23 protein-coding genes are annotated in these 24,415 nt (G+C 58.0%); 9 read left to right on the top strand and 14 right to left on the bottom strand.

Annotated elements, in window-relative coordinates; all coding sequences use genetic code 11:
• Positions 1-7: 7 nt before the first annotated feature.
• The 6 genes from EYC79_RS17135 to EYC79_RS17110 all read right to left on the bottom strand — a co-directional run bounded on the left by EYC79_RS17135 (position 8) and on the right by EYC79_RS17110 (position 6,497).
• Positions 8-946: a LysR family transcriptional regulator gene (locus tag EYC79_RS17135; RefSeq protein WP_130978737.1), complete on the bottom strand. Its 939-nt coding sequence runs from the start codon at positions 944-946 to the stop codon at positions 8-10.
• Positions 927-2,060 carry a PLP-dependent cysteine synthase family protein gene (locus tag EYC79_RS17130; RefSeq protein WP_111847041.1) on the bottom strand — a complete coding sequence of 378 codons (1,134 nt, stop codon included), beginning with the start codon at positions 2,058-2,060 and terminating at the stop codon, positions 927-929. Before EYC79_RS17130 ends, EYC79_RS17135 begins: the two co-directional genes overlap by 20 nt.
• 255 nt (positions 2,061-2,315) lie before the next feature.
• Positions 2,316-3,068: an ABC transporter ATP-binding protein gene (locus EYC79_RS17125; RefSeq protein ID WP_113260864.1), complete on the bottom strand. Its 753-nt coding sequence runs from the start codon at positions 3,066-3,068 to the stop codon at positions 2,316-2,318.
• Entirely contained in the window at positions 3,062-4,129 is a 1,068-nt protein-coding gene (locus tag EYC79_RS17120) for a FecCD family ABC transporter permease (protein WP_112519580.1), read from the bottom strand. Before EYC79_RS17120 ends, EYC79_RS17125 begins: the two co-directional genes overlap by 7 nt.
• Position 4,130: 1 nt before the next feature.
• Positions 4,131-5,267: an ABC transporter substrate-binding protein gene (locus EYC79_RS17115; protein WP_130978736.1), complete on the bottom strand. Its 1,137-nt coding sequence runs from the start codon at positions 5,265-5,267 to the stop codon at positions 4,131-4,133.
• 96 nt (positions 5,268-5,363) lie between these two features.
• Entirely contained in the window at positions 5,364-6,497 is a 1,134-nt protein-coding gene (locus tag EYC79_RS17110) for an ABC transporter substrate-binding protein (RefSeq protein ID WP_130978735.1), read from the bottom strand.
• Positions 6,498-6,606: 109 nt separating this feature from the next.
• Between EYC79_RS17110 and EYC79_RS17105 the strand changes: the two genes are divergently transcribed.
• Positions 6,607-7,416 carry a class I SAM-dependent methyltransferase gene (locus tag EYC79_RS17105; protein WP_130978734.1) on the top strand — a complete coding sequence of 270 codons (810 nt, stop codon included), beginning with the start codon at positions 6,607-6,609 and terminating at the stop codon, positions 7,414-7,416.
• A gap of 39 nt (positions 7,417-7,455) precedes the next feature.
• Here EYC79_RS17105 and EYC79_RS17100 read toward each other — a convergent pair whose 3' ends face one another.
• The 6 genes from EYC79_RS17100 to EYC79_RS17075 form a co-directional block, all read right to left on the bottom strand.
• Positions 7,456-8,301, bottom strand: coding sequence for a dipeptide ABC transporter ATP-binding protein (locus EYC79_RS17100; RefSeq protein ID WP_165457064.1), 846 nt, complete (start codon positions 8,299-8,301; stop codon positions 7,456-7,458).
• Positions 8,298-9,164 carry an ABC transporter ATP-binding protein gene (locus tag EYC79_RS17095; RefSeq protein ID WP_082447357.1) on the bottom strand — a complete coding sequence of 289 codons (867 nt, stop codon included), beginning with the start codon at positions 9,162-9,164 and terminating at the stop codon, positions 8,298-8,300. Before EYC79_RS17095 ends, EYC79_RS17100 begins: the two co-directional genes overlap by 4 nt.
• Before the next feature lies 1 nt (position 9,165).
• Complete coding sequence (locus EYC79_RS17090) at positions 9,166-10,083, bottom strand: ABC transporter permease subunit (protein ID WP_062424092.1); 918 nt, start codon at positions 10,081-10,083, stop codon at positions 9,166-9,168.
• A 15-nt stretch (positions 10,084-10,098) separates the two neighbouring features.
• Positions 10,099-11,103 carry an ABC transporter permease subunit gene (locus tag EYC79_RS17085; protein ID WP_062424093.1) on the bottom strand — a complete coding sequence of 335 codons (1,005 nt, stop codon included), beginning with the start codon at positions 11,101-11,103 and terminating at the stop codon, positions 10,099-10,101.
• Between the two features lie 146 nt (positions 11,104-11,249).
• Positions 11,250-12,848 carry an ABC transporter substrate-binding protein gene (locus EYC79_RS17080; protein ID WP_062424094.1) on the bottom strand — a complete coding sequence of 533 codons (1,599 nt, stop codon included), beginning with the start codon at positions 12,846-12,848 and terminating at the stop codon, positions 11,250-11,252.
• Between the two features lie 309 nt (positions 12,849-13,157).
• The gene (locus EYC79_RS17075; RefSeq protein ID WP_130978733.1) at positions 13,158-13,850 is read right to left on the bottom strand and encodes a superoxide dismutase; all 693 of its coding nucleotides are present in this window, start codon (positions 13,848-13,850) and stop codon (positions 13,158-13,160) included.
• Between the two features lie 281 nt (positions 13,851-14,131).
• Between EYC79_RS17075 and EYC79_RS17070 the strand changes: the two genes are divergently transcribed.
• Both EYC79_RS17070 and EYC79_RS17065 read left to right on the top strand, forming a co-directional pair.
• A complete protein-coding gene (locus EYC79_RS17070) occupies positions 14,132-15,184 on the top strand; it encodes a sugar phosphate isomerase/epimerase family protein (RefSeq protein WP_130978732.1) in 1,053 nt (350 codons plus the stop codon).
• A gap of 26 nt (positions 15,185-15,210) precedes the next feature.
• On the top strand, positions 15,211-16,398 hold the full coding sequence (locus EYC79_RS17065) for a Gfo/Idh/MocA family protein (protein WP_130978731.1): 1,188 nt from the start codon (positions 15,211-15,213) through the stop codon (positions 16,396-16,398).
• 61 nt (positions 16,399-16,459) lie between these two features.
• Here EYC79_RS17065 and EYC79_RS17060 read toward each other — a convergent pair whose 3' ends face one another.
• Positions 16,460-16,657: a hypothetical protein gene (locus EYC79_RS17060; RefSeq protein WP_062441777.1), complete on the bottom strand. Its 198-nt coding sequence runs from the start codon at positions 16,655-16,657 to the stop codon at positions 16,460-16,462.
• A gap of 311 nt (positions 16,658-16,968) precedes the next feature.
• Here EYC79_RS17060 and EYC79_RS17055 point away from each other — a divergent pair, with 311 nt between their 5' ends.
• A complete protein-coding gene (locus EYC79_RS17055) occupies positions 16,969-17,598 on the top strand; it encodes an outer membrane protein (protein ID WP_113265688.1) in 630 nt (209 codons plus the stop codon).
• 64 nt (positions 17,599-17,662) lie between these two features.
• Here the strand turns inward: EYC79_RS17055 and EYC79_RS17050 are convergent, their stop codons facing one another.
• Positions 17,663-17,977: a BA14K family protein gene (locus EYC79_RS17050; RefSeq protein ID WP_082447356.1), complete on the bottom strand. Its 315-nt coding sequence runs from the start codon at positions 17,975-17,977 to the stop codon at positions 17,663-17,665.
• Between the two features lie 363 nt (positions 17,978-18,340).
• Here EYC79_RS17050 and EYC79_RS17045 point away from each other — a divergent pair, with 363 nt between their 5' ends.
• The 5 genes from EYC79_RS17045 (at position 18,341) to EYC79_RS17025 (ending at position 24,364) form a co-directional block, all read left to right on the top strand.
• Positions 18,341-19,891 carry a cryptochrome/photolyase family protein gene (locus tag EYC79_RS17045; RefSeq protein ID WP_130978730.1) on the top strand — a complete coding sequence of 517 codons (1,551 nt, stop codon included), beginning with the start codon at positions 18,341-18,343 and terminating at the stop codon, positions 19,889-19,891.
• Between the two features lie 11 nt (positions 19,892-19,902).
• The gene (locus EYC79_RS17040) at positions 19,903-20,595 is read left to right on the top strand and encodes an SDR family NAD(P)-dependent oxidoreductase (protein ID WP_165457063.1); all 693 of its coding nucleotides are present in this window, start codon (positions 19,903-19,905) and stop codon (positions 20,593-20,595) included.
• Between the two features lie 163 nt (positions 20,596-20,758).
• Positions 20,759-21,040 carry a hypothetical protein gene (locus tag EYC79_RS17035; RefSeq protein WP_130978729.1) on the top strand — a complete coding sequence of 94 codons (282 nt, stop codon included), beginning with the start codon at positions 20,759-20,761 and terminating at the stop codon, positions 21,038-21,040.
• 157 nt (positions 21,041-21,197) lie between these two features.
• Positions 21,198-22,199, top strand: a complete 1,002-nt coding sequence (locus EYC79_RS17030) for a glycosyltransferase family 2 protein (RefSeq protein WP_130978728.1) — start codon at positions 21,198-21,200, stop codon at positions 22,197-22,199.
• Positions 22,199-24,364 carry a glycoside hydrolase gene (locus EYC79_RS17025; RefSeq protein WP_130978727.1) on the top strand — a complete coding sequence of 722 codons (2,166 nt, stop codon included), beginning with the start codon at positions 22,199-22,201 and terminating at the stop codon, positions 24,362-24,364. Before EYC79_RS17030 ends, EYC79_RS17025 begins: the two co-directional genes overlap by 1 nt.
• Positions 24,365-24,415: the final 51 nt, after the last annotated feature.

The raw sequence follows: 24,415 nt of genomic DNA, 5'->3' as shown, positions 1-24,415 counted from the left end.
TCCCGCCTCAATCAAGGCTCGGCATGACGTCATGCTTGCGGAAGGTCGGTAATGCCTCAGACCGACGTTCGATTGCGACAATCAGACTTTGCGCCGGCGTCGAGAGCGGCACGCCCGTGGCGGTGATGACGCCCCAGTAAAATGGAACATGGAAATCGAGCGGCCGGACAGTCAGTCCTTCGATCGGCAGGCCCGTCAGTGTTACGGACTCGACGATACCGATACCGAGGCCGCTTCTGGCGAGCGCCAGCGAGACGTAACTCGTATTGCTGTCGATAATGCCAACCGGTTCGACGTCGTGATGGTTCAACGCCTGATCGATCCGTCTGCGCAATCGGTAAGGGTTGGCAGAGGTCAACAGGCGGCGTTCCCTAAAGTCCGAGGCTGTGATCACGTGCCGCTTTGCCAGAGGATCGTCGCTGGCGATAACGGCAACATAGGAAACCTCGCCGATCCAGTGGATGTCGACACCCGGATTGTCAAAAGGCAGGCTCGCGATGCCGACCTCTGCGGTGCGCGCGACAATGGCTTGGACGACATTTTCCGACGTCGTGCTCGACAGATGGATGTCCAGCGGGAACCCGCGGTCTGGAAGATCGGCAAGAGCAAGTGGTGCGATACCGGCCGCCAGTGCAGGAACGGCAGCCAGCCGCACGGTGCCGGCCTGATCATTGGCAATGTCGTAAGCGGTCTCGCTGATCGTCTTCAGCCCGCTCAAAAACAGCTCCGCTTGAACAAACAACGCACTGCCTTCTTCTGTAGGCGCAATGCGTGGCCCATTCCGATGCAGCACGGGGAAACCAAGTTCGCTCTCGAGGTCCTGGATCAGTCTTGTGACCACCGGCTGGGACTTGCGAAGCGCCTGGGCAGCCCCCGTCATGCTGCCAATCGACATGACCGCAACAAACGCTTCGAGCTGGCGCGCATCAAGGTAGTCCAGTGGCATCGAAACTCCTGAAGTCGCCACTATCGATAAAGGCTTCTATCATGGCTCTGTAGGGATTTATATCGATCCTGTTATGAGCGAGCCACTCCTGATTGTAGTACGTTGCGGCGTATCGGTCACCACTGTCGCATATCAGCGATACGAGCGAACCCTCCCGTCCTTCCTTCATCATCGCTGCCGCAATCCAGCACACACCGAAGAAATTGGTGCCGGTGGAGCCGCCGACGCGCCGGAAGAGGCGCTCTGACAGGACATGCATGGCGGCGATCGATGCTGCGTCCGGGATTTTGATCATGTGATCGATGACGCCGGGAATGAAGGAGGGCTCGACGCGCGGGCGGCCCACGCCCTCGATGCGTGACGGTGTCGAGCAGGTGACGTTGCGGTCTCCCGACATATAGGATTGGTAAAAGGCCGAGTGCTCCACGTCCACCACGCACAGTCGGGTGGGAAGATTGCGATAGCGGATGTAGCGTCCGATCGTGGCAGAGGTGCCTCCGGTGCCGGCATTCATCACTACCCATGAAGGCTCCGGATGCTCTTCGCTCTGCATCTGGTCGAAGATGGATTCGGCGATGTTGTTGTTGCCACGCCAATCCGTTGCACGTTCGGCATAGGTAAACTGGTCGAGATAATGGCCCTGCGCTTCCGCAGCCAGCTTCTCCGCAACGGTATAGACTTCGGCAGGACTATCGACGAAATGGCAGCGACCGCCGAAGCGCTCGATGGCCTCCACCTTCTGGCGGCTGGTGGAGTGTGGCATGACGGCGATAAAGGGCAGGTCGAGCAGATGCGCGAAATAGGCCTCGCTGACCGCGGTGGAGCCGGACGAGGCTTCTACCAGCGTCGTTCCCTGGCGGATCTTTCCGTTGCAGATGCCATAGAGGAACAATGAGCGGGCAAGGCGATGCTTGAGGCTGCCGGTCGGGTGCGTCGACTCGTCTTTCAGATAAATCGATATGCCGCGCATGCCGTTGAAAACAGGTTTGACAAGATGAGTATCTGCCGAGCGGCGACCGTCACCCTGGAGAATGCCGATGGCGCGACGCGCCCATTCACGGTCTTCGCATGCCGGCAGCGGGGTGATTGGAGGTGTTGAAAGACACTCATGCATGGCAGTTGAGCTCCATCTGGCCCGACCGGCTTGCTGTGCGCGATGCCTCGTTCAAATATTTTATCGAAGCGACAGTTTCCATAAAAATATGCTCTCATGAATAGATATGGAAGAAGAATGTTCCATGGAATCGTCCTATCTTAGAACGATGGTTTTGCAAAGTGGGTGGAGGCCAGCAGCGCGCACCGCAACCCCATAATTTTAGCGCCGCGTGATCGGATTAGCCTTCCAGAGCCGTCTCAGATGGCGATAGCGTTAGGCCGTGCCGTCCACCAGAACGAAGGGCTGTCCCCTCGAGCATGTTTCAATGCGCGCATCCACCCGATAAATATCGCGCAGCATGGCAGGCGTGATGACATCTTCGGTCGCGCCGCTCACCACCATCTGGCCCCCGGCAATCACGAGGGTATTTTCGCAGTAGCGTAGCGCATGGTTCAGATCGTGAAGCGCAATCAACACGATCATGCCCTCGCGACGGGCGAGGCCTGAGATGAAGTCCAGCACTTCCACTTGCCGATGAAGATCGAGCGCTGAGGTCGGTTCATCCATCAACAGCACTTCCGGCTTGCGGACCAGTGCCTGGGCAAGCGACACGAGCTGACGCTGGCCGCCGGACAGTTCGCCCAGCCCGCGGAAGGACAGGTTGTCGATGTTGAGCGCCTTCAGGATCGCGTCGATCTCCGCAAGCTCGTCGTCTCGAACTTTCCAGCCGCTTCCCTGCTTGGCAGAAAGCAGGATGGATTCGTAAACCGTGAGCACCGCATTGGCACCAGTGTCCTGGGGCATATAGCAGATGGTCTTCGGCCCTTGCTCCGTTTGCGATAGCGTCACCACGCCGGGGCCGGAAATCAGGCTGGCAATGCGCTTGAAGAGCGTGGATTTTCCGGCTGCGTTCGGGCCGATGACAGCCGTGACGCTCCCTGCGCGGAGCATATCCATAGTGACATTGGAAAGAACGGTCGTGCGTCCGTATTTCGCGCCGACATCCTGTAGAGCCAAGGCTACCATGCGCGTCTCCTGTTGGAAAAGATCAGGATGAAGAAGAAGGGCACACCAACGAGAGCCGTGATCACCCCGATTGGCAGAACGGCGCCGGGGATCAGCATCTTGCTGACGACGGAGGTGACAGAGAGAAGAAGCGCGCCGCAGATGACCGAGCCGGGCAGGAAGAAGCGCTGATCCTCTCCCACCACCATGCGGGCAATATGCGGGCCGACGAGACCAACGAAGCCGATCGTGCCGACGAAGGACACCGGAATGGCGGCCAGCAGGCTGACGGTCAGCATGGTCTGGAGGCGCAGGCGACGGACGTTGACGCCCATGCTAGCAGCCTTGTCATCGCCAAGGCGGAGCGCCGTCAAAGCCCAGGCGTTCTTCATGAAGAGCGGCACGGTCAGCACGAGAATGGCGGCGGTGACATAGACCTTCGCCCATGTCGCCTTGGTGAGGCTGCCCATGGTCCAGAAGACGACCGCTGCTAATGCCTGTTCGGAGGCTAGATATTCCAGAAGCGAAAGGGCCGCATTGAAGGTGAAGACCAGCGCGATGCCGAGAAGCACGATGGTTTCGACGCTGACGCCGCGCATGGTTGATGCAAAGTGAATGAAGAGCGCGGCCAGCATCGCCATCAGGAAGGCGTTGATCGGTACCATATACTCCACCGCGCCTGGGAAGATCGCAATGCCGCCGACAAGCGCCAAAGCAGCGCCAAAGCTTGCCGCTGCCGAGATGCCAAGCGTGAAGGGGCTGGCCAGAGGGTTCGAGAGGATGGTCTGCATCTGCGCGCCCGCGACAGAAAGAGAGGCGCCGACGGTGACCGCCATCAAGGCAATCGGCATGCGAATGTCCCAGATAACCACGCGAAGCTGGTTGGCAACCGCCGCCGGATCGAAGATAGCGCTTACCACGTCTGAAAGCGTGTAACGCGCCGGCCCCAGCGCCATGTCCGTCGCAATGCTGAGGCACAAAGCTAGAAGAAGACCGACGAGGATCAGTATGCGGCGGCCGGCAAGGGCGCGGTATTGATGCCCTCCGGTCGTCTCCATGGGCGTTTGGGTGACGGAAGCCATTTTAGTTCACGCCTTTTTCGAGAGAAACGAAGTAGCCGGGCTTGTAGCTGACGGGTAAGAATTGCTTGTGGAAGTCCGCGAAATTCTTCTCCGGATCGAGATCGGCAAAGAGATCGGGATGAAACCACTTGGCAAATTGCTGGATGGGGAAGAACTCGTAAGGGGCGCCATAGAACTGGTGCCAGACGGCGTGGACATTGCCTTGCTTGACTGCCGTCAGTTCAGGAAACGGCGTGCGGGTCATCAGCTTGGCGAGACGCTCCCGCGCCAGTGTCATATCAGCGCCGCGGCCAACAGGCACGAACTGGTTGATATCGGATTCCGCTGCCCAGTTGGAACCCGTAACGATGATGTGGGCTGGATCGGAGACGACGAGTTGCTCCGGATTGAGATCGCCGAAGGTGGTCTTGATCACGTCAGAAGCAATATTGTGGCCACCGGCCTCCTCAACCATCGCGCCGAAATTGACCGGACCAAAGGTGCGGCAGCAGGTGTTTTCACCGGAGATACCCGGGGCGCGCTCTATGAAGACACCAGGACGTTTCAGATCCTTCACGGTCGCCAGCTTATCGGTCACCAGCGCAATCTGCTGGCGGCGATAGGCCATGAATTTATCTGCGCGCTGCTCGGCACCGAAAATTTGTCCAAGGGCGCGGATCGAACGTTCGGTGTTCTTATCCGGGTCGAGCCGGAAATCGAGATAGACGACCTTGATGCCGGCAGCGGCGGCCTTCTCTTCGAAGCCGCTTTCCTTTGCGCTCTGCTCGGCCTCCAGGTTAAGCGTGATCACATCCGGGGACAGCGCGATTGCGGCTTCCAGGCTGAACTCGCCTTGCGGCAGATAGCCGAAGCGGGGCAGATCCTTGATCTGCGGAAAGCGCTCGACATAGGCCGCGTAGCTATCCGGGTCCTTCTTGATGAGATCGTCCCGCCAGCCGACGATCGTGTCAAACGTTTTGTCCCCCTTGAGGGCGGCGACGACGTGAACCTGCCGGGCTTCGCCGAGGATCACCCGCTTTGCAGGCAGATCCATCTCGACGGTACGACCGGCCGCATCGACGATTTGCGCCGACAAGGCCGGAGAGGAGAGCGTCGCAAAAAGGATGGTTGCAATGGTGCCAAGCGTTTTGAAAATCATGGGATGACCCTCTTTTAAAAACAGCATGGCGAGGCGGAGAGAGGCCGCCTCGCTTCGTTCATTTCTGACCTTGTTCTGGCCATCACCTTCTCTGTTTTACGTGTCGTTTTTCAGAGACACGAAGTAGCCGGGCTTGTATTCGAGCGGCAGGAAACGCTCATGCAGTTCCTTGAAGGTCGCCTCAGGATCGAGGTCCTTGAAGAGATCGGGATGCAGCCACTTGGCAATCTCCTGGATCGCGACGAACTGATAGGGGTTGTTGTAGAACTGGTGCCAGATGGCGTGAACATTGCCGTTCTCGACCGCCTTGACGCCGGTAAAGCCCGGGCGCTTCGTCAGCGCTTCCAGCTTGCGGCGGGCCTCCTTCAGATCCGCACCGTAACCAACGCCGACCCAATTGCCGCCGGGAACATACGCGTCCCACTTGCCCCCGGTGATGATGATTTGGTCGGGATTGGAGGCAATGATCTGCTCGGGATTGACCGTGCCGAAGGTGCCGGGAATGATGCCCTTGGCCATGTTGATGCCGCCGGCGATCTCGACCATCTTGCCGAAATTCTCATTGCCGAAGGACATGCAGCAATCGTCCGAATATCCGCCGGCGCGCTCGACGAAGACGACGGGCTTCTTCGGGTTTTCCTTCTCAAGAACGTCGGTGACGCGCTTGATGCTGTCGGAGCGGAACTTGATGAAGTCTTCTGCGACCGCTTCCTTGCCCATCAGCTTGCCCATAAGGCGCATGCTCGGCTCGGTGTTTTCCATCGGCTTTTCGCGGAAGTCGACATAGACCAGCGGAATGCCGACCTTGCCAAGCTTCTCGATGTAGCCGGCTTCTTCCGTTGCCGTCTTGGCATCGATGTTCATCAGGATGACGTCGGGCTTCAGCGCAACCGCCTGTTCGATATCGAAGGTACCGTCCTTCATGCCGCCGAACTTTGGCAGCTTGGCGATATCCGGATACTTCGCCAGATAGGCCTCATAGGTTTCCGGATCGGCCTTCGGCAGATCGTCGCGCCAACCGACGACGTGTTCGAAGGGGTTGTTCTTGTCCAAAGCGGCGAGAAAATAGATTTGGCGGCCTTCGCCCAGAATGACGTGCTTGACCGGCACATTGACCTCGACATCGCGTCCGGTGACGTCTTTGACGGTCACTTTTTCAGCAAAAGCCGGCCATACGGTCGAAACCAGAAGGCCTATTGCAAGAACTGCGGATCTGCCTGTAATGCGCATTGAAATAGCTCTCCAATAAAACTTTTGGCGCTTTAAGATTTTATGATTGCGTTCGTCAAGTTTTATCTTTTAGAGCAGTTCTCAACTGCAATTGTGAAGGTCGGCGAGCATGGACAGCGCAAATGACTACGGAAGCAACTTTGGTCTGAAGGACGAGATCAAGGCTTATTGGTCCGCTCGCGCTGCGACCTTCGATCTTTCACCCGGACATGAAATCTTTTCCGAGGATGAACGCGCCGCCTGGCATCGCCTTGTGCTGAAGCATCTGGGGCCGGGTGAGGGGAGGCTGGCGCTCGATCTCGCAAGCGGCACGGGCGTCGTTTCCCATTTGATGGATGATCTCGGCTTCCGCGTGACTGGCCTCGACTGGGCAGAGCCCATGCTGGAGCGGGCAAAAGCCAAGGCGAAGAGCCGAAACCGGCAGATTGCCTTTCGTATGGGCGATGCGGAAAACACCATGGAGCCGGACGCGAGCTATGATGTGGTGATCAACCGTCATCTCGTCTGGACCCTGGTCGATCCAAATGCTGCCTTCCGTGAATGGATGCGGGTTTTGAAACCCGGCGGGCAGGTGCTGATCGTCGATGGCGATTTCGTCAATGTCAGCCGCATGGAGAAGGTCCTGAAAGACCTGGCGAACTGGCTGCAAAGGCGCGGGCTTATCAAGGCCGAAGCGGTGCACATGCCGCCGGATATGGCCGGCACGCATAACAGCATTCTATCCCGTGTCTATTTTTCCAAAGGTGCCCGTGCCGAGGCGGTGGCAGCATTGCTGCGCGATGCCGGCTTCGAGGACGTGACGATCGACACCGATCTTCGCGACGTTCACAAGAGCCAGGCAAAGAACTGGAATGTCCTTAAGGCTGCGGCCCGTGGCATTCAGCACCGCTACGCGATCTGTGCGCGCAAGCCGGGATGAAAAAGCCTCGGATTTCTCCGAGGCTTGAGGGTCGTGTGATCAGCCGGTCTTCGCCATAGCCTTTGCGGCCATGCGGGCGCGGATCGATTCCACATCTGCCTTGGGCGTGGCCGCAAACAATGTGCGGGTGTAGCTGTGCTTGGGGTCGGAGAAGACCTCGTCGCGGGTGCCATATTCGACCGCTTCACCGAAATACATCACCATCACTTCGTCGGCGATATACCTCACCACCGACAGGTCGTGACTGATGAAGACATAGGTCAGACCGAATTCGTCCTGAAGGTCGGCAAGCAGGTTCAGCACCTGTGCCTGGACCGAGAGATCGAGCGCGGAAACCGGCTCGTCCAGTACGAGAAGCTTCGGATTGAGCATCAGTGCACGCGCAATGGCGATACGCTGGCGCTGTCCGCCGGAGAACATGTGCGGATAACGGTTGTAATGCTCGGGGCCGAGACCGACGCGCACCAGCATGTCGGTTGCCTTTTCGCGGCGCTCGGCGGCGGACATTTTGGTGTTGATCAGCAGCGATTCACCCAGCACATCGCCGATCTTCTGGCGCGGGTTGAGTGAGCCATAGGGATTCTGGAACACGATCTGCACCTTCTGGCGCATATCCGCCGTCAGGTGGCCGGGACGTGTGTCCATCTTCTCGCCATCGATGAAGAGTTCGCCGGATGTGGGCTCGTCGATGAAGGTCAGCATGCGGGCAAGGGTAGACTTGCCGCAGCCGCTTTCGCCGACGATTGCCAGAGTCTTGCCTGTCTCCAGCTTGAAGGAAACGCCCTTGACGGCATGGACCGTCTTGCTCTGCTTCAGAAAGCCGCCAGGGATATGATAATCCCGCTTCATGTCGCGGACTTCGAGCATGATCTTGTTGTCGCTCATGCCGTTTCTCCCCCAATGCTTGCGGCTGGCGTCGGTGTGCCATCGAAGAACTGCGATACGGTCGTCAGGCGATCGCCCGTCGCATTCTCCGGCAGCGCTGCCAGAAGTGCCTTGGTATAGTTGCTCTTCGGGTTTTCAAACAGAGTGAGCACGTCGGCCTCCTCCATCTTGCGACCCTTATACTGGACCACGACGCGGTCGGCCGTTTCCGCCACCACGCCCATGTCATGGGTGATCATGATCAGGCCCATGCCGGTTTCGGCCTGCAGGCGCATGATGAGATCGAGGATCTGCTTCTGGATCGTCACGTCGAGCGCGGTGGTCGGCTCGTCGGCGATCAGGAGCTTCGGATTGCAGGCGATCGCGATTGCGATCATCACGCGCTGGCACTGACCGCCAGACATCTGGTGCGGATAATGCTTCAACCGCTCTTCCGGATCCGGCAGACCGACGAGCTTGAAGAGTTCGATCGCGCGTGCGCGACGTGCCTTCTTGTCGAGGCCCATATGGATTCGCAGAACTTCCTCGATCTGGAAACCAACCGTGAAGCACGGATTGAGGCTTGCAACCGGTTCCTGGAAGATCATGGCAACATCCTTGCCGATCAGCTTGCGGCGTTCGGATGCGCTGAGATTCTGGATATCCTTGCCCTGGAAGAGCATGCGGTCGGCGGTAATGCGTGCCGTCCAAGGTAAGAGGCCCATAACGGCCAGCATGGAGACGGACTTGCCGGAGCCGGACTCGCCGACGATGGCAAGCACTTCACCCGGATCGACCGAGATCGACACGCCATCCACAGCGCGGAACCAGCCATTGGCGGTTTCAAACTCGACGGTGAGATTATCGATTTGCAGAAGTGCCATATCAGGACCTCTTCAGTTTCGGGTCGAGCGCATCACGCAGACCATCGCCCATCAGGTTGATGGCAAGAACGGTGATGAGGATGGCAAGACCTGGGAAGGTGACGACCCACCACGCGCGCAGAATGAATTCACGCGCTTCGGCAAGCATGGTGCCCCATTCGGGTGCGGGCGGCTGTGCGCCCATGCCGAGGAAGCCGAGAGCGGCTGCGTCGAGAATGGCGTTCGAGAAGGAGAGCGTTGCCTGGACGATGAGTGGGGCTGTGCAGTTCGGCAGGATGGTGCGGAACATCAGACGCAGAGGACCGGCACCTGCAAGGCGCGACGCAGTCACATAGTCCTTGCTCTTTTCTGCCATCACCGCGGCACGGGTCAGGCGCACGAAGTGCGGCTGAAGAACGAGGGCAATCGCGATCATGCCGTTCGTTAGTCCCGGTCCGAGAATGGCGACGAGAACGAGCGCCAGAAGCAGCGACGGGAAGGCCAGGATGATGTCCATCAGACGCATGATGGCGGTGTCGAGCCAGCCGCGATAATAGCCGGCCAGAACGCCGATGACGACGCCTGTGGTCAAGGACAGCGTGGTGACGAAGACACCGATGAACAGCGAATACTGCGCGCCGTAGATGAGGCGGGACAGAATATCGCGGCCGACCGGGTCGGTGCCGAGCAGATAGGTTAGGCGTCCCCCTTCAACCCAGGCGGGCGGCAGAAGGACAGCGTCACGATACTGTTCAAATGGCGAGTGCGGCGCGATGAAGTGCGCGAAGACGGCAATGATCACGAGCGCGAGGAAAACATAAAGGCCGATGACGGCACCCTTGTTTTCCGAGAAATAGAACCAGAATTCCTTGAGCATCTGCTTGCGCATGGCAGCAGAGGAAACCGGTGCAGCGGTTTTGGTAATGGCGGTATCGGCCATGAAACGGTCCTCCCTTTAGTGCCGGATGCGCGGGTTGATCAGGCCATAGAGGAGGTCAACGATGAGGTTGACGACCATGATGATGCCTGCAATCAACAGCAGACCACCCTGAATGACCGGGTAATCGCGGCGGAAGACGGAATCGACCATCCACTTGCCGATGCCCGGCCAGGAGAAGATCGTTTCGGTGAGGATGGCACCTGCCAGCATGACGCCGACCTGGAGACCGATGGTGGTGATGACCGGGATCATGGCGTTGCGCAGCGCGTGGATGCCGATCACCCGGAAGGGAGACAGGCCCTTGGCGCGTGCGGTGCGCACGTAGTCTTCCGACAAAACTTCCAGCATGGCCGAGCGCGTCTGGCGCGCAATGACGGCAAGTGGAATGGTGGCAAGCACGATCGATGGCAGGGCCAGATGGCTCAGCGCGGAGGCGAATGCCCCCTTCTGCCCGGAGAGCAGCGAGTCGATCAGCATGAAGCCGGTGACCGGCGGGAAGTAGAACATCAGCGAGATGCGCCCCGAAACCGGCGTCCATTGCAGAATGCCGGAAAACAGGATGATCAGCAGCAGGCCCCACCAGAAGATCGGCATGGAATAGCCCACGAGCGCGATGCCCATCAGACCCTGATCGAAGACCGAGCCACGCTTGATGGCCGCAATCACACCTGCCGGAATACCAATGCAGATTGCCAGGATAATGGCGCAGAAGGAGAGTTCGACCGTTGCCGGGAAAAGCGCGAAGAACTGATCGATGATCGGAGATTTGGACACGATGGACGTGCCGAAATCGCCTGTCAGGATGCCCTTCAAATAGTCGAAATACTGGATCACGAGCGGACGGTCGAGACCGAGCGCTGCGCTGATCTGCGCATGACGCTCTGGCGACATGACGCGTTCGCCGGACAGCAGTGCGACCGGATCGCCCGGCAGAAGCCGGATGAACAGGAACGCGATGATAGAAACCCCGATGAATGTCGGGATGAGCACGGCAATACGCCGCACGAGAAAGCCAATCATGAGAAACCTTCGATCTGTTCCTTCAAGGAACCTATGCTCTGGCACGAGGCAGTTTCGCCTGCTTATTGGTATGTTATGAGTGCCGCATAAAGGAACTGCCGCGCACCTTCGAAAAGATGCGCGGCATGTCTGTTTGGGTGCAGCGATTACTCGGTGATGTCGACGTTTTCGAACGTGAAGTCACCCAGCGGGCTCTGAACGAAGCCCGTTACTTCCTTGCGCATCGGAACGATGGACAGGGAGTGGTCGAGCGTGGCCCAAGGTGCTTCCTTCTTGAAGACAACCTGAGCTTCTTCGTAGAGCTTGGTGCGCTCGGCCTGATCGGTCGTAACCTTGGCCTTCTTCACCAGATCGTTGAACTCCTTGTTGCACCACTGTGCACGGTTGTTACCGCCAACAGCTTCGCAGCCGAGCAGCGTATCAAGGAAGTTGTCCGGATCGCCATTGTCGCCAGTCCAGCCGAGCATGACAGCGCCGTCACGGTCCTTGGCCTTGGAACGGTCGAGATATTCGGCCCACTCGTAGGAGACGATTTCAACCTTGACGCCGATCTTGGCGAAATCATCCTGGATGATTTCAGCCGCGCGACGGGCGTTCAGCATGTAAGGACGCGAAACGGGCATCGCCCAGACCTTCATGGAGAGGTCCTTCACGCCGGCATCTGCGAGCATCTTCTTGGCAGCGTCGAGATCGTAGGTATCGTCTTCGATCTTGTCGTTATAGGACCACATGGTCGGCGGCAGCGGGTTCTTGGCAGGTGTTGCCATGCCCTGGAAGACAGCGTCGACAATGGCCTTCTTGTTGATGGCCTTGTTCAGCGCCTTGCGCACTTCGACCTTGTCGAACGGAGCCTGGGTGGTGTTGTAGGCGAGGTAGGCAACGTTGAGGCCTTCCTGCTCCATGACCTTGAGGTTCGAGTCCGACTTCATGGACTGAACGTCAGCAGCGTTCGGGTAAGGCATCAGGTGGCATTCGCCAGCCTTGAGCTTCTGGTAGCGAACGGCAGCGTCCGTGGTGATGGCGAAAACCAGATCGTCGATCTTCGGTGCGCCGCCCCAATAATCCTTGTTGGCCTTGTAGCGGATGACGGCATCCTGCTGGTAGCCGACGAATGTGAACGGACCAGTGCCGACCGGCTTCTGGTTCAGTTCGGCCTGCTTGCCTTCGGCAGCGAGCTTATCGGTGTATTCCTTTGAAACGATCGAAGCGAAAGGCATTGCGAGGTTTGCGAGGAAAGGAGCTTCCGGGCGGTTCAGCGTGAACTTGACCGTCATGTCGTCGACTTTTTCGACCGACTTGATCAGTTCAGGGAAGCCCATGCCGGCTGCATATTCCCAGGACGTGCCCGGAACATACTGGTGCCATGGATTGTCGGTCTTGATCTGGCGCTCGATGGAGAAAACAACGTCATCGGCATTCAGGTCGCGGGTCGGCGTGAAGAAGTCTGTGGTCTGGAACTTGACGCCAGGACGCAGCTTGAAGGTGTACTCCTTGCCGTCCTTGGAAACTTCCCAGCTCTCCGCGAGACCTGGAATCGGCTTCGTGGTGCCCTTTTCGAATTCCAGCAGGCGGCTGTAAACGGTGTGTGCAGCGGCGTCGAAGGTGGTGCCGGCAGTGTAGAGGCCCGGATCGAAGCCTTCAGGAGAACCTTCGGAGCAATAGACGAAGGTTTTCGCGCTTGCCACATTCGCGAAGCACGTCGCCGAAAGCAGAGCGGCGGCGATGATGCCAAATTTGTATCTCATATGTGAGCTCCCAATTTTTTGTAACCGGCTCGCTTGTCCCGCGAATGCCGACTGATCGTCGTTATAAGAAAGTCTTTACATACTCAAGCGAACACTGAAACGATTCATATGATTTTTGATCAAATATTCAACTTTCCGCGATCTGATACTATTTTAGGCGAAATCATTAGAATGTTATGATCGTCGAATTGCTCAAATGCGATATATCCTTCTACCGCCGTGAGGTGCAGTCATGCGAAAGCGCCCCGCGAGATGCAGGGCGCATGAGGTGGATCGCGATGGTTCAGTCGTCGATTGCGCCGACGAACCTCAAGCCGCAGAGATCTTGTCGCCGACGAAGCGCCAGTTCACGAGGTTTTCCAGCACGGCCTTGATATGGGCAGGCTTGCGGTTCTCGTAATCGACGTAATAGGCGTGTTCCCAGATATCGATGCCGAGATAGGCCGGGCGACCGACGGCCACAGGGTTGTTGCCGTCTTCATATCCGACCAGCGCGAGCTTGTTGGCGTCATCTCTTGTGAGCCAAACCCAGCCGGTGCCGAAGACCTCATCGGAAGCCGCGACGGCCTTTTCGATGAACTTGTCATAACCGCCGAATGCGGCGTTGATTTCATCGGCCGTTTTTCCCTCTGGTCTGTTCGGGCCGCCGGGCACGAACTGGTCCCAGTAGAAGATGTGGTTCCACGCCTGCGCGGCGTTGTTGAAGATCTTCTTGTCTGCCGCCTTGCCGTAGGACGCAGTCACGATCTCTTCCAGCTTCATGTCCGCATAGGGCGTGCCCTTCGAAAGCGTGTTGAGCTTGTCGAAATAGGCCTTGTGGTGCTTGCCGTAATGGAGGCCCACCGTCTTTGCCGAGATATGCGGCGCCAGCGCGTCCTCCTTGAAGGGAAGTGCGGGCTGCTCGAAAGGAGCTGCGGCACGGCCGATGGAGGGCGTTGAAAGAACCGTGGCGGCAGCCGAGGCGGCGCCGGCTGCAAGGACTGCGCGTCTGGTCAATATCATGGCGGTTCGAAGCTCCTGGTGATCAAAGGTTGAGAACGGATAACCACAGCAACTGCAAAAGGTTTCCCGCACTGGCTTCGTTTGAGACGCTCTCCCGAAGTTGTTATCGCGAGCGAGACTCGCTTCGAAGCTTCTCCAGCGGTCGGCGTCGCCACCGTGCATTTTTTAGCGGCGCGAGCGACATTCAGGGTTGCACGAAATTCTGGAGCGGTTAGCTTGTCCGCGGTTGCGCGGCGGAGGCTTGGTCCGTTCAACTGTATCGATACAGGAGGAAGTCAGAGATGAAGACGATCAAGGGTCCCGGTTTGTTTCTGGGTCAGTTCGCGGGAGATGCCGCACCTTTCAACAGCTGGGACGCGATCACCAAATGGGCCGCTGAAAAAGGGTATGTCGGCGTTCAGGTGCCGACATGGGCGAGCCAATTGATCGACCTCAAGAAGGCAGCGGAATCCAAGGATTATTGCGAAGAATTTGCTGGCGTTGCGCGCCAGAATGGTGTCGAAGTGACCGAGCTTTCGACCCATCTTCAGGGGCAGCTCGTGGCGGTTCACCCCGCCTATGACGAAGCCTTCGACGGTTTTGCAGCACCGGAAGTGCGCGGCAATCCCAAGGCACGGCAGGAATGGGCGGTCGATCAGGTCAAGCTCGCCTTGAAGGCATCGCGCAATCTCGGCATCGATGCACACGCGACATTTTCAGGTGCTCTCGCCTGGCCCTTCATCTACCCGTGGCCGCAACGTCCTGCAGGCCTAGTGGAAACGGCATTCGACGAACTCGCAAGACGCTGGACGCCAATCCTGAACTTTGCCGATGAGCAGGGTGTCGATGTCTGCTACGAAATTCATCCAGGCGAAGACCTGCATGATGGCGTGACCTTCGAAATGTTCTTGGAGCGTGTGAAGAACCACAGCCGCGCCAACATGCTCTACGACCCCTCGCACTACGTGCTGCAGTGCCTGGATTATCTCGACAATATCGACATCTACAAAGACCGCATCAAGATGTTCCACGTCAAGGACGCCGAGTTCAATCCGACGGGACGCCAGGGCGTCTATGGCGGCTATCAGGGTTGGGTCAACCGCGCGGGCCGCTTCCGCTCGCTTGGCGACGGCCAGGTCGATTTTGGCGCCGTCTTCTCCAAGATGGCGGCCAATGATTTCGATGGCTGGGCCGTCGTCGAATGGGAATGCGCCTTGAAGCATCCTGAAGACGGCGCGCGCGAAGGCGCTGAATTCGTCAAGGCACACATCATCCGCGTGACGGAAAAGGCCTTCGACGATTTCGCCTCCAGTGGCACGGATGATGCGGCCAACCGGCGCATGCTCGGCCTGTAATAGAACGATTGCGAGGACTGAAAACTATGGCAATTGAAGGAAAGACGACCGACAAGGCGTCCAAGCGTATTCGCCTCGGTATGGTCGGCGGTGGCAGCGGCGCGTTCATCGGCGGCGTTCACCGCATGGCGGCGCGTCTCGACAACCGGTTCGAATTGGTGGCAGGCGCATTGTCGTCCACACCGGAGAAGTCGAAGGCGTCCGGTCTGGAGCTGGGGCTCGACGAAGACCGCTGCTACGGCTCCTATGAGGAAATGGCGGAAAAGGAATCGACACGCGAAGATGGCATCGACGCCGTCGCGATCGTCACGCCGAACCATGTTCACTATCCGGCGGCAAAGGCCTTCCTGGAGCGCGGTATCCACGTCATTTGCGATAAGCCGCTGACCTCCAACCTCGAAGATGCCAAGAAGCTGAAAGAGGTTGCCGACAAGGCGGATGCGCTGTTCGTGCTCACCCACAATTATACCGGCTACCCCATGGTCCGCCATGCACGGGAGCTGGTGGAAAGTGGCGTGCTCGGCGATATTCGTCTGGTTCAGATGGAGTATCCGCAGGATTGGCTGGCCGAGCCGATCGAACAGACCGGCGCCAAGCAGGCGGTCTGGAGAACTGACCCCGCGCAGTCGGGTGCAGGCGGGTCGACGGGTGACATCGGCACCCATGCCTACAACCTCGGATGCTTCATTTCGGGTTTGGAGTTGGATGAGCTTGCAGCCGACGTGCACACCTTTGTCGAAGGCCGGCGCCTGGATGACAACGCCCACGTCATGCTGCGCTTCAAGGCGAAAGACGGAAAGCAGGCGGCCAAGGGTCTTTTGTGGTGCAGCCAGGTCGCCGTTGGCCATGAGAACGGCTTGAAGGTGCGCGTCTATGGCACCAAGGCTGGGCTGGAATGGACGCAGGCGGACCCGAACTATCTGTGGTTCACCAAGCTTGGAGAGCCAAAGCAACTGATCACCCGCGGTGGCGCCGGTGCCGGTGATGCGGCGTCCCGTGTCACACGCATTCCGTCGGGTCACCCGGAAGGTTACCTAGAAGCCTTCGCGACGATCTACTCGGAAGCGGCCAATGCCATCGATGCGCGCCGCAACGGTTCTGATCTCAACAAGGCCGTCATCTATCCAACCGTGGATGATGGCGTGAAAGGCGTTGCCTTTGTCGAGGCGTGTATTCGCTCGTCCAAGGACAACGGCAGCTGGGTCAAGCTCTAAGACAAACAAACCGCCGTGCGATTGTCTCGCACGGCGGTTTGGTGAATTCCTATAACAGCTTTCAGGCTGCGCCCGCGGGATCGCCGATCGGCAGAAGTGCGGGATTGAGTGTCGGATCGTTCGGGTTTTTCGTATCGCCCGGATCCTTCACGGGTGGAACGGGCGGCTTTTCCTGGACGCGGTCCGGAATGCCCGGTGTTGATGTTGGACCACGCGGGCTGTCGATCGTGGACTCGTCCAATGGATCACGGTTTGGCATGGTGAGCCTCCTCTGTTTGTTGTTCGTTAGGTAAACAGAAGGCCGCCCTGTTGGTTCCCATCTTGCTCCCGACGCCTGGCTCTCTGCACCCGGCACTCAAGCATCAGATCGCGAATAGCGATCGCAATTCGTCGTTAACCTCCTGTTATCCATGCCGTTAAAGTTTTAGCTAAATTCTAACCAAGTTTCTTTTTCCGCCATACCTTCGCGCTTATGTTGACCATAACAGCAATCAGACAGGCACTGTCTTTGGTGGCTTTCGGAATGACGTCTCCCGCGGGGAGACTTAAGGACTTGGTATGGAGTTGATGATGTCCAATAAATTCAGATCTTACGCTGTTGCCATTGCGGCAATGGTGGCTGCCAGCCCGGTTGTTGCTGCAGACCTCACCTCGTCCTATGAGGCGCCACCGGCCTATAACGAGCCTGCGAGCTCTTCCTGGACGGGTGCTTATGCCGGTGGCCATATTGGCGCTGCCATGCCGAGTGCAAACCCTTTCCGCGACGGCAAGGGCTTGGCGCTGGGCGTTCAGGGCGGCTACAATTATGACCTCGGCGGTGCTGTCGTTGGTGGCGAACTCGAAGCGACCCATCTCGGCGATACCCGCGTCTCCGTTCCGAACGGAAATCTGCGCGAGCGCTGGCGCGTTGCGGCAAAGGCCAAAGCTGGCGTCAAGATGGACGAAACTCTGATCTACGGCACGGCTGGTCTGACGGTTACGAGCCTTCGCGACGGCGACAATGTCGTCGGCCCTGATGGCATGAAGGAGGGCTATTTGCTTGGTGCTGGTATCGAGCACAAGTTCAATCAGCAGATTTCGGGCAAGGTCGAGTACAACTATGTTGCGACCAACGATGTTCGGACATTCTCTGGCGGCACCACATCGCGGACTGATATCAGCGACAACGTCGTCAAGGGTGGTTTGAACTATCACTTCTGACATGTTTGGCAGGATTTGAGACTGCCAACGCGGTTAATTGGAAGGCGGGCAAAACAAGCCCGCCTTACTTGGAGCGGCACTCCGTGCGCGCACCAGAGGCGTTAGCAAAGGTATTGTCCGACGCGTGATAGGATGGGTAGCGTGTTGCGCACCAACGAATGTGTTGAACTTCTTCCGCTGAAAGAAGAAGGTCGCCACTGCCCTTCGTTGCGCCGCCATTGCTAAATGCCGAGACGGAAGCGTTCGTGGCCTCTTCGGCAGAAGCTTCGTTTACATAGGCGGGGTTAATGACGCTCAGGGCGAACGATGGGCCGCTTGCAGCGCACATGAAGGCTGCTGCTAAAAAAACTACGGATTTTGCTTTTCCTGATCTTGACATTTTGGAAGTTCCTTTTCCGTATTGTGGAAAAGCAACGTGGCGAGACTGTCTTTGGTTCCCCTTATTAACGAAGTCTTAGATTTATCGTGCCGATGATGGCCGATAGCCGGTGCGCGAAGCCCCACTGATTCGCGCTGCGGACGCCCTCGTCCGTCTCGCTACGGCCCCGACCCTTCCTGAACGACATCAGCTCAGCATCGCCCTTACGCGTGCGCCTTGTTACACCCACACATGCTTTGCGATCTTCTGGGGCAGACAAGATGCAATACTGGCAGCGATCGCCGACATCCTCGTCGCCCATAAAAAGACGACGATGGCGGTTCCCGTCTGGAACGGCAGGCGGCACCTTGGCGTTTTGCGGCGATGAAACAGCGCTGCCGCAATCTCATCTTCATCCTTGGCGATCAATTGTCCCACTCCGTCTCAAGCCTGGAGGGTGCCGATCCGGATCAGGACATGATCCTGATGTGCGAGGTGCAGGAAGAGACGACCTATGTGCGCCATCACTGCAAGAAGATCATCCTGATCCTTTCGGCCATGCGCCACTTCGCTGAAGATTTGCGCGGCAAGGGTTTCGATGTTGGCTACACGGAGCTCGATGATACGCCGAACACGGGGAGCTTCACCGAAGAGCTGAAGCGCGCCGTCAAAGAGATCAAGCCAGAAAAGGTCATCGTCACCGAGCCGGGCGAATTTCGGGTGTTGCAGGCGATGTCTGGCTGGGAAAAGTCCCTCAACATTCCCGTAGACATACGCACCGACACCCGTTTTCTCTGTTCGAAGGATGAGTTCGCTGCGTGGGTTGAGGGCCGGCGTGAGCTGAGGATGGAGTTCTTCTATCGCGACGTTCGCCGAAAGACTGGACTTCTTATGGAGGATGACAAGCCCATAGGCGGGCGCTGGAACTTCGATGCTGAAAACCGCAAGCCGGCAAAGCCCGATCTCTTTCGCGCTTCTCATCCGCAGTTTACGCCCGACAAGACGACGCGCGACGTGATGAAACTCGTTGATGAACGTTTTGCCGAGCATATGGGGGAAGCGAAGGGCTTCGCATTTGCCGTCACGCAGGAGGATGCGGAGCGGGCAGCAGACGCATTCATCGAGCATTTCCTGCCGAGCTTCGGTGAGACGCAGGACGCCATGCTCTCCAGCGACCCGTTCCTCAATCATTCGCTCCTCTCCTTCTACATCAATCTGGGTCTTCTTGATCCGCTCGACATCTGCCGGAGGGCGGAACGCGCCTATCTGGAAGGGGATGCGCCGATCAACGCTGTTGAGGGCTTCATTCGCCAGATCATCGGCTGGCGGGAATATATGCGTGGCATCTACTGGCACTTCATGCCGGACTATGCGGATCGCAACTTCTTTGACGCGTCGCGACCGCTTCCATCCTTCTTTTGGGACGGCAAGACCGAGATGAACTGCCTTTCGACCGTCATTGGTGAAACCATTGATCACGCCTATGCCCATCACATTCAGCGGCTGATGGTCACCGGCAATTTTGCGCTTCTTGCGGGCCTCGATCCCCATGCGGTGCATGAGTGGTATCTCGAAGTCTACGCCGATGCCTTCGAATGGGTGGAGATGCCGAATGTCATCGGCATGAGCCAGTTCGCCGATGGCGGATTGCTGGGATCCAAACCCTATGCGGCAAGTGGTGCTTATATTTCGCGCATGTCGGACTATTGCGAAAACTGCCGCTACGATGTGCGCAAGAAGACTGAGGAGGGAGCCTGTCCGTTCAATTCGCTATATTGGGATTTCCTTGACCGGAACAAAAAGAAGCTCGACGGCAACCGCCGTCTGGCCCAGCCTTACGCGACCTGGGGACGGATGAAGGACGAACAGCGCAAGGACTATAGGAGTGCGGCGCGCCAGTTTCTGAAAAAGCTCGATGATGCGGAACCTGTTTAGGAGTTCTCGTGATGATGACATCACTCGCAGACGGATATCGCGCGCTCGTCATCGGCTCCAGCGGTGGGATCGGCTCGGCTGTTGCGAGACTGCTCCAGGCTGACAAGCGGTGCGCAGAGGTCGTCGGGCTTTCACGCTCCACCGACGGATTGGATATTACCGACGACGCGAGCGTTCACGACGCCCTCGGAAGACTTGAGGGAGATTTTCAGCTCATCTTCTGCGCCACCGGTGCGCTGACGATCGACGGCGTTGGCCCCGAAAAGGCACTGAAGCAGCTTTCTGCCGACGCGATGATGAAGCAATTTGCGCTGAATGCGCTCGGCCCCGCGCTAGTGTTGAAACACGTCGCGACGAAACTGCCGAGGCGAGACCGCGGGCTGATGGCGTTTCTGTCGGCAAGGGTCGGTTCGATCGGCGACAATCATCTCGGCGGATGGGTATCCTATCGCGCCTCGAAGGCGGCGTTGAACCAGATCGTCCGAACCGCTTCCATCGAACTTGGCCGCACTCACCCGCAGTCGGTCTTGGCAGCACTTCATCCTGGCACCGTGGCAACCTCGCTCAGTGATGACTACGCCGGTGGCCGCGATCGGTTTCTACCGGAGGAGAGCGCGACCAGGATGCTTTCCGTTCTGGATAGACTTCAGCCGGCGCAAAGCGGAAGCTTCCATGCCTATGACGGTTCGAGCATCGAATGGTAGGCCGTGGGAAGGTTGAGGCCATGCGCAGACGGCATCGCTGTCATGACTTGCTTCGCCGGTCCCGCAACCCTATCTCTGTTTCAATAATCCGATCAAACAATGCGTATTGCTAAAGCATCTGCAACGGCAGGTGCGGAGCAAAGACGCGCGCGGAGGTAAATCGATGCAATCAGCACCCAAAAGCTTACCGGAGATGAATGTCGGCGAGCGGCACGCCATGATGAATACTGTGAGCGAAGCGCTTTTCGATGCGGCCGAACATGCTTCAGAGGAGGGCGATGTGCGGCTGGCGGAAAATTTCCGCGCCATGGCTGCGATGATCGAAGGTGAAAGCGGGGAGAGGTCATCGGATAACCTCAGGCCGCTTGAGCTTATTCTGACGCAAGCACTGACACTCCTGCAGCTCTACATGGACAAGGCAGCCGGAAACCGGGTGCTTCACTGAGCGGATTTCACCGCGCCCGCAAATCCGATAGTTGCCAGACTCTCAACAACCGCATAGACCTCTGCTGTGGCGTTAAGCATATAAGAAATTCTTCATACAGCTTCGTGCCGAAACCTGTATTCTTCCCTCAGTAGACTGACATGTAACGGACGCGGCTGTGAAACTATCGGTCATTCTGAAGACGCTGAACGAGGAAAATCGGATCGGCGCGGCCATCGAAAGCGTGATCGCTGCTTTAGAGGCCGTGCCTGATATCGAAAGCGAAATCATCGTTGCCGATAGTGGTTCGAAGGATCGAACAATCGAGATCGCTTCTCGATATCCTGTCATCATCGCCCAGATTCAAGCGCCTGCCAAAGCCAGCTGCGGCGTCGGTCCCCAGCTCGGATTTCAATACAGCAAGGGGGAATTCGTCGCCTTGATGGACGGCGACATGCTGCTTGATCCGACCTTTTTGCCCGAAGCCTTCGATTATCTTGACAAGCATCCCCGCGTCGCCGGCGTCAGCGGCGATATCAATGAGGTCAATCTCGATAATCTGGAATTTACCCGCCGGGTGCAGCGAATTGCCTCGCAGGTCAAGCATGGCGTTCGCGATCGTCTGAACGGTGGGGGCGTTTATCGTCGCGCCGCAATCGAAGAAGCGGGATATTTCTCCGACCGCAATCTTCACGCATTCGAGGAATTCGATCTGGCTCAACGTCTTCGTCTGCGCGGCTGGACGCTTTACCGGCTGGACCGGCGCTATGTCGATCACTTCGGCCATAACATCAACTCCTATGTGCTGCTGACACGGCGCTGGTCGTCGAAATATCTGCTCGGCACAGGGGAGCTTTTACGCGCAGGCTGGCAGCAGGGGCGGTTGAAGCAGGTCGTTCAAGAGAACCCGGAGATCAAGCTTTGGCTTGGCGTCTATGCCTGGTGGGCAATTCTGCTTTTCTGTCTGATCGGCAGCCTCTTTCATCCCATCGGACTGATTGCCTTTGTCGCCCTGCTGGTGCTGCCAGTCGTGGCGATGTCGATCAAGAAAAAAAGTCTGGAGCTTGGCCTTTACGCCATCGTGGCCTGGTGCTTTCATGCGGCAGCACTTCCGTTCGGTATCCTATCGCGACGGAAAGATCCCGGAAGTTGGATTGAAAGTACGTTGTTGAAGCCCTGATGAAAACAGCCCTTATTTGGACACTGGTCGTTTCGTTCGCATTGATCCGGCCAGTTTATGCCGAAGAGTGGCTCCCCGTCAGGGAAAAGTCGCTTGAAGTTCAGGCGGGAAGCCCGCTCGATTTTTCCGACATTCTTCCTGAGACGAAGATCGACGAGAATACGCGGGTCATCGTTACAACCGCTGGCAAGCTCGCGATAGCCAATGACGCCGCCAAGCCGCAGCGCTTCCTGTGCGCGTCTCTTGCGCTAAGCCCGGCGTCTGGCGGGTTTCCGGATCACGATGCTGCCGACCGCTATGCCCTGCAGCTCAAAAGGCACGGCTACAACATCGCCCGTTTCCATTATGTCGACGCCGCGTTGATGGCGGACCGCGCCAAGGATTTCGACTTCGACCCGCAGGTGCTGGATCGCGTCCATTACTTCATGGCTGCGCTGAAGCGAAACGGCATCTACTGGATCATGGATGGACTGAGTTCCACCCGCGGAGCCTATGGCGGCTATGAGGACCGATGGGATCTCAAGGGCGACCTCAAGGTCGATGCGCAGATTACGGATGCAGGCTTTGATCACTGGCTGAAATTTCAGCAAGCCTTCCTCAGCAAGGTCAATCCCTATACCGGCATTGCGCCCATTCGCGATCCGGCACTCGTCGCCATCGTTCCCTTCAACGAAAACGGCCTGGAATTCGATGCCATGGTGCAAGAGGGGGTGCGAGGCAGCGTTTTTCAAAAGCAGCTTCAGCCGCTCTTCAACAACTGGCTTTTGAAGAAATACGGCAGCGACGAAGCCTTGAAGCAGAAATGGGGTTGGTGGACGAAGGAAGGCAGTCTTGAGGATCGTTCTGTTGCTTTGCCAACCAACCGCAATGAGCGCAGCGAACGGATGCGCGACCTGCAATCCTTCTTCATCGACGTGGAGCAGAACGCCACCCGGCGCATGACCAAGGCGCTTCGCGATCTTGGCTTCCGCGGTATCGTCTTGCCCTACAACAACTGGCCGACGATCCAGACTGGTATTAGCCGCAGCATCCAGGATGCGGTGGCGATGAACACCTATCATGACTGGGTTGGTTCCTATGAGCCGGGCACCAGCATCGAGGGGAAGAGCTCGCTGGAAGACGGGCTGCGCTACTTAAGAACCGTGGGTGCTGCACGCTGGCTTAGTCGCCCCTTCGTCATCACGGAATATGATCATCTCTTCTGGAACCCTTATCGCTACGAGGCAGGTCTTGCGGCACCCGCCTTTGCGGCCCTGCAGGGATGGGACGTTTTGTGCCGACATGCGCACGGCCCGATCGTTTTGGCCTATGGCGAGGATTTCCGGTTCAAGAAGCAGATTCTGCCCTACGCGATCGCACTCGACCCGGTAGCACGCGCGGGCGAAACGCTGGCTGCGCTCGTCTTTCGCCGTGGCGATGCCAAGAGCACGTCGCTCGATATCCCTTTTCTCGTCGATGGGGAAAAGGGTCTGCCGCAAGGCGTCAACGACATGGAGCCTGAGCTTCTCACACGCCTCGGTCTTGTCGGGGCAATCGGCCTCCAATCTGTGACCGATGCCAAGCCTGGTGTGGTTGCGGTCGCACCGCAGCGTGAGGGGGAGACCCCGATGGCGATCGTGGCCAAGCTGAAAGATGCTGGTCGCGTCGATCCGTCTGCGCCAGCGGATCTTGATAGTGGTAAAGTCGTGAGCCAGACCGGCGAACTGCAACTGGACGCCGGAGCCAAGGCCCTGGCCTTGAGAACGCCGATGACCCAGGCGCTCGCTTTCAACAAGGTCGGGGACGGCGTCGAGCTTGGTGCTTTCAGCGTGAAGCAGGCGGATGGACGGGGATTGCTATCGCTGTCGTCGCTGGACGGAGTGCCGTTGAAAGACAGCAAGCGGCAGCTCTTGATCCTGGCGTCGGACGCCCGCAATTCCGGAATGCGCTTTCGCGACGCGGATCAGCGCGTCATCGAAGATTTCGGCCATCTGCCGGTTCTCATCAGGCGCATGGAGGTCGGTCTCCGCTTCGAGACCCCCGGCACCTTCAAGATTTCTCCTGTCGGGCTGGACGGCCGTGTCCGTGCGCCAGTCGCAACCGTCAAGCGCGGTAACATTGTGCGTCTCTCGAATGACACGCCCGATGGTCCGACCACCTACTTCCTGGTGGAACGGACCGAATAAAGGCGCGACGATCTTTGAGATCTGCTCCGTGCGCATCAGGGGACTATTGTC

Source organism: Agrobacterium cavarae (assembly GCF_004310285.1).
Classification (GTDB): Bacteria; Pseudomonadota; Alphaproteobacteria; order Rhizobiales; family Rhizobiaceae; genus Agrobacterium; species Agrobacterium cavarae.
This window is presented reverse-complemented; position numbering and strand designations above follow the sequence as displayed.

Bases quoted from the DNA above. Each gene is read 5' to 3' on its own strand.
- EYC79_RS17085 (WP_062424093.1), bottom strand. From the start codon at position 11,103: ATGATTGGCTTTCTCGTGCGGCGTATTGCCGTGCTCATCCCGACATTC.
- EYC79_RS17115 (WP_130978736.1), bottom strand. From the start codon at position 5,267: ATGATTTTCAAAACGCTTGGCACCATTGCAACCATCCTTTTTGCGACG.
- EYC79_RS17095 (WP_082447357.1), bottom strand. From the start codon at position 9,164: ATGGCACTTCTGCAAATCGATAATCTCACCGTCGAGTTTGAAACCGCC.
- EYC79_RS17060 (WP_062441777.1), bottom strand. From the start codon at position 16,657: ATGCCAAACCGTGATCCATTGGACGAGTCCACGATCGACAGCCCGCGT.
- EYC79_RS17120 (WP_112519580.1), bottom strand. From the start codon at position 4,129: ATGGCTTCCGTCACCCAAACGCCCATGGAGACGACCGGAGGGCATCAA.
- EYC79_RS17035 (WP_130978729.1), top strand. From the start codon at position 20,759: ATGCAATCAGCACCCAAAAGCTTACCGGAGATGAATGTCGGCGAGCGG.
- EYC79_RS17130 (WP_111847041.1), bottom strand. From the start codon at position 2,060: ATGCATGAGTGTCTTTCAACACCTCCAATCACCCCGCTGCCGGCATGC.
- EYC79_RS17025 (WP_130978727.1), top strand. From the start codon at position 22,199: ATGAAAACAGCCCTTATTTGGACACTGGTCGTTTCGTTCGCATTGATC.
- EYC79_RS17070 (WP_130978732.1), top strand. From the start codon at position 14,132: ATGAAGACGATCAAGGGTCCCGGTTTGTTTCTGGGTCAGTTCGCGGGA.
- EYC79_RS17045 (WP_130978730.1), top strand. From the start codon at position 18,341: ATGAAACAGCGCTGCCGCAATCTCATCTTCATCCTTGGCGATCAATTG.
- EYC79_RS17125 (WP_113260864.1), bottom strand. From the start codon at position 3,068: ATGGTAGCCTTGGCTCTACAGGATGTCGGCGCGAAATACGGACGCACG.
- EYC79_RS17080 (WP_062424094.1), bottom strand. From the start codon at position 12,848: ATGAGATACAAATTTGGCATCATCGCCGCCGCTCTGCTTTCGGCGACG.
- EYC79_RS17090 (WP_062424092.1), bottom strand. From the start codon at position 10,083: ATGGCCGATACCGCCATTACCAAAACCGCTGCACCGGTTTCCTCTGCT.
- EYC79_RS17110 (WP_130978735.1), bottom strand. From the start codon at position 6,497: ATGCGCATTACAGGCAGATCCGCAGTTCTTGCAATAGGCCTTCTGGTT.
- EYC79_RS17105 (WP_130978734.1), top strand. From the start codon at position 6,607: ATGGACAGCGCAAATGACTACGGAAGCAACTTTGGTCTGAAGGACGAG.
- EYC79_RS17065 (WP_130978731.1), top strand. From the start codon at position 15,211: ATGGCAATTGAAGGAAAGACGACCGACAAGGCGTCCAAGCGTATTCGC.
- EYC79_RS17100 (WP_165457064.1), bottom strand. From the start codon at position 8,301: ATGAGCGACAACAAGATCATGCTCGAAGTCCGCGACATGAAGCGGGAT.
- EYC79_RS17050 (WP_082447356.1), bottom strand. From the start codon at position 17,977: ATGTCAAGATCAGGAAAAGCAAAATCCGTAGTTTTTTTAGCAGCAGCC.
- EYC79_RS17075 (WP_130978733.1), bottom strand. From the start codon at position 13,850: ATGATATTGACCAGACGCGCAGTCCTTGCAGCCGGCGCCGCCTCGGCT.
- EYC79_RS17055 (WP_113265688.1), top strand. From the start codon at position 16,969: ATGTCCAATAAATTCAGATCTTACGCTGTTGCCATTGCGGCAATGGTG.
- EYC79_RS17135 (WP_130978737.1), bottom strand. From the start codon at position 946: ATGCCACTGGACTACCTTGATGCGCGCCAGCTCGAAGCGTTTGTTGCG.
- EYC79_RS17040 (WP_165457063.1), top strand. From the start codon at position 19,903: ATGATGACATCACTCGCAGACGGATATCGCGCGCTCGTCATCGGCTCC.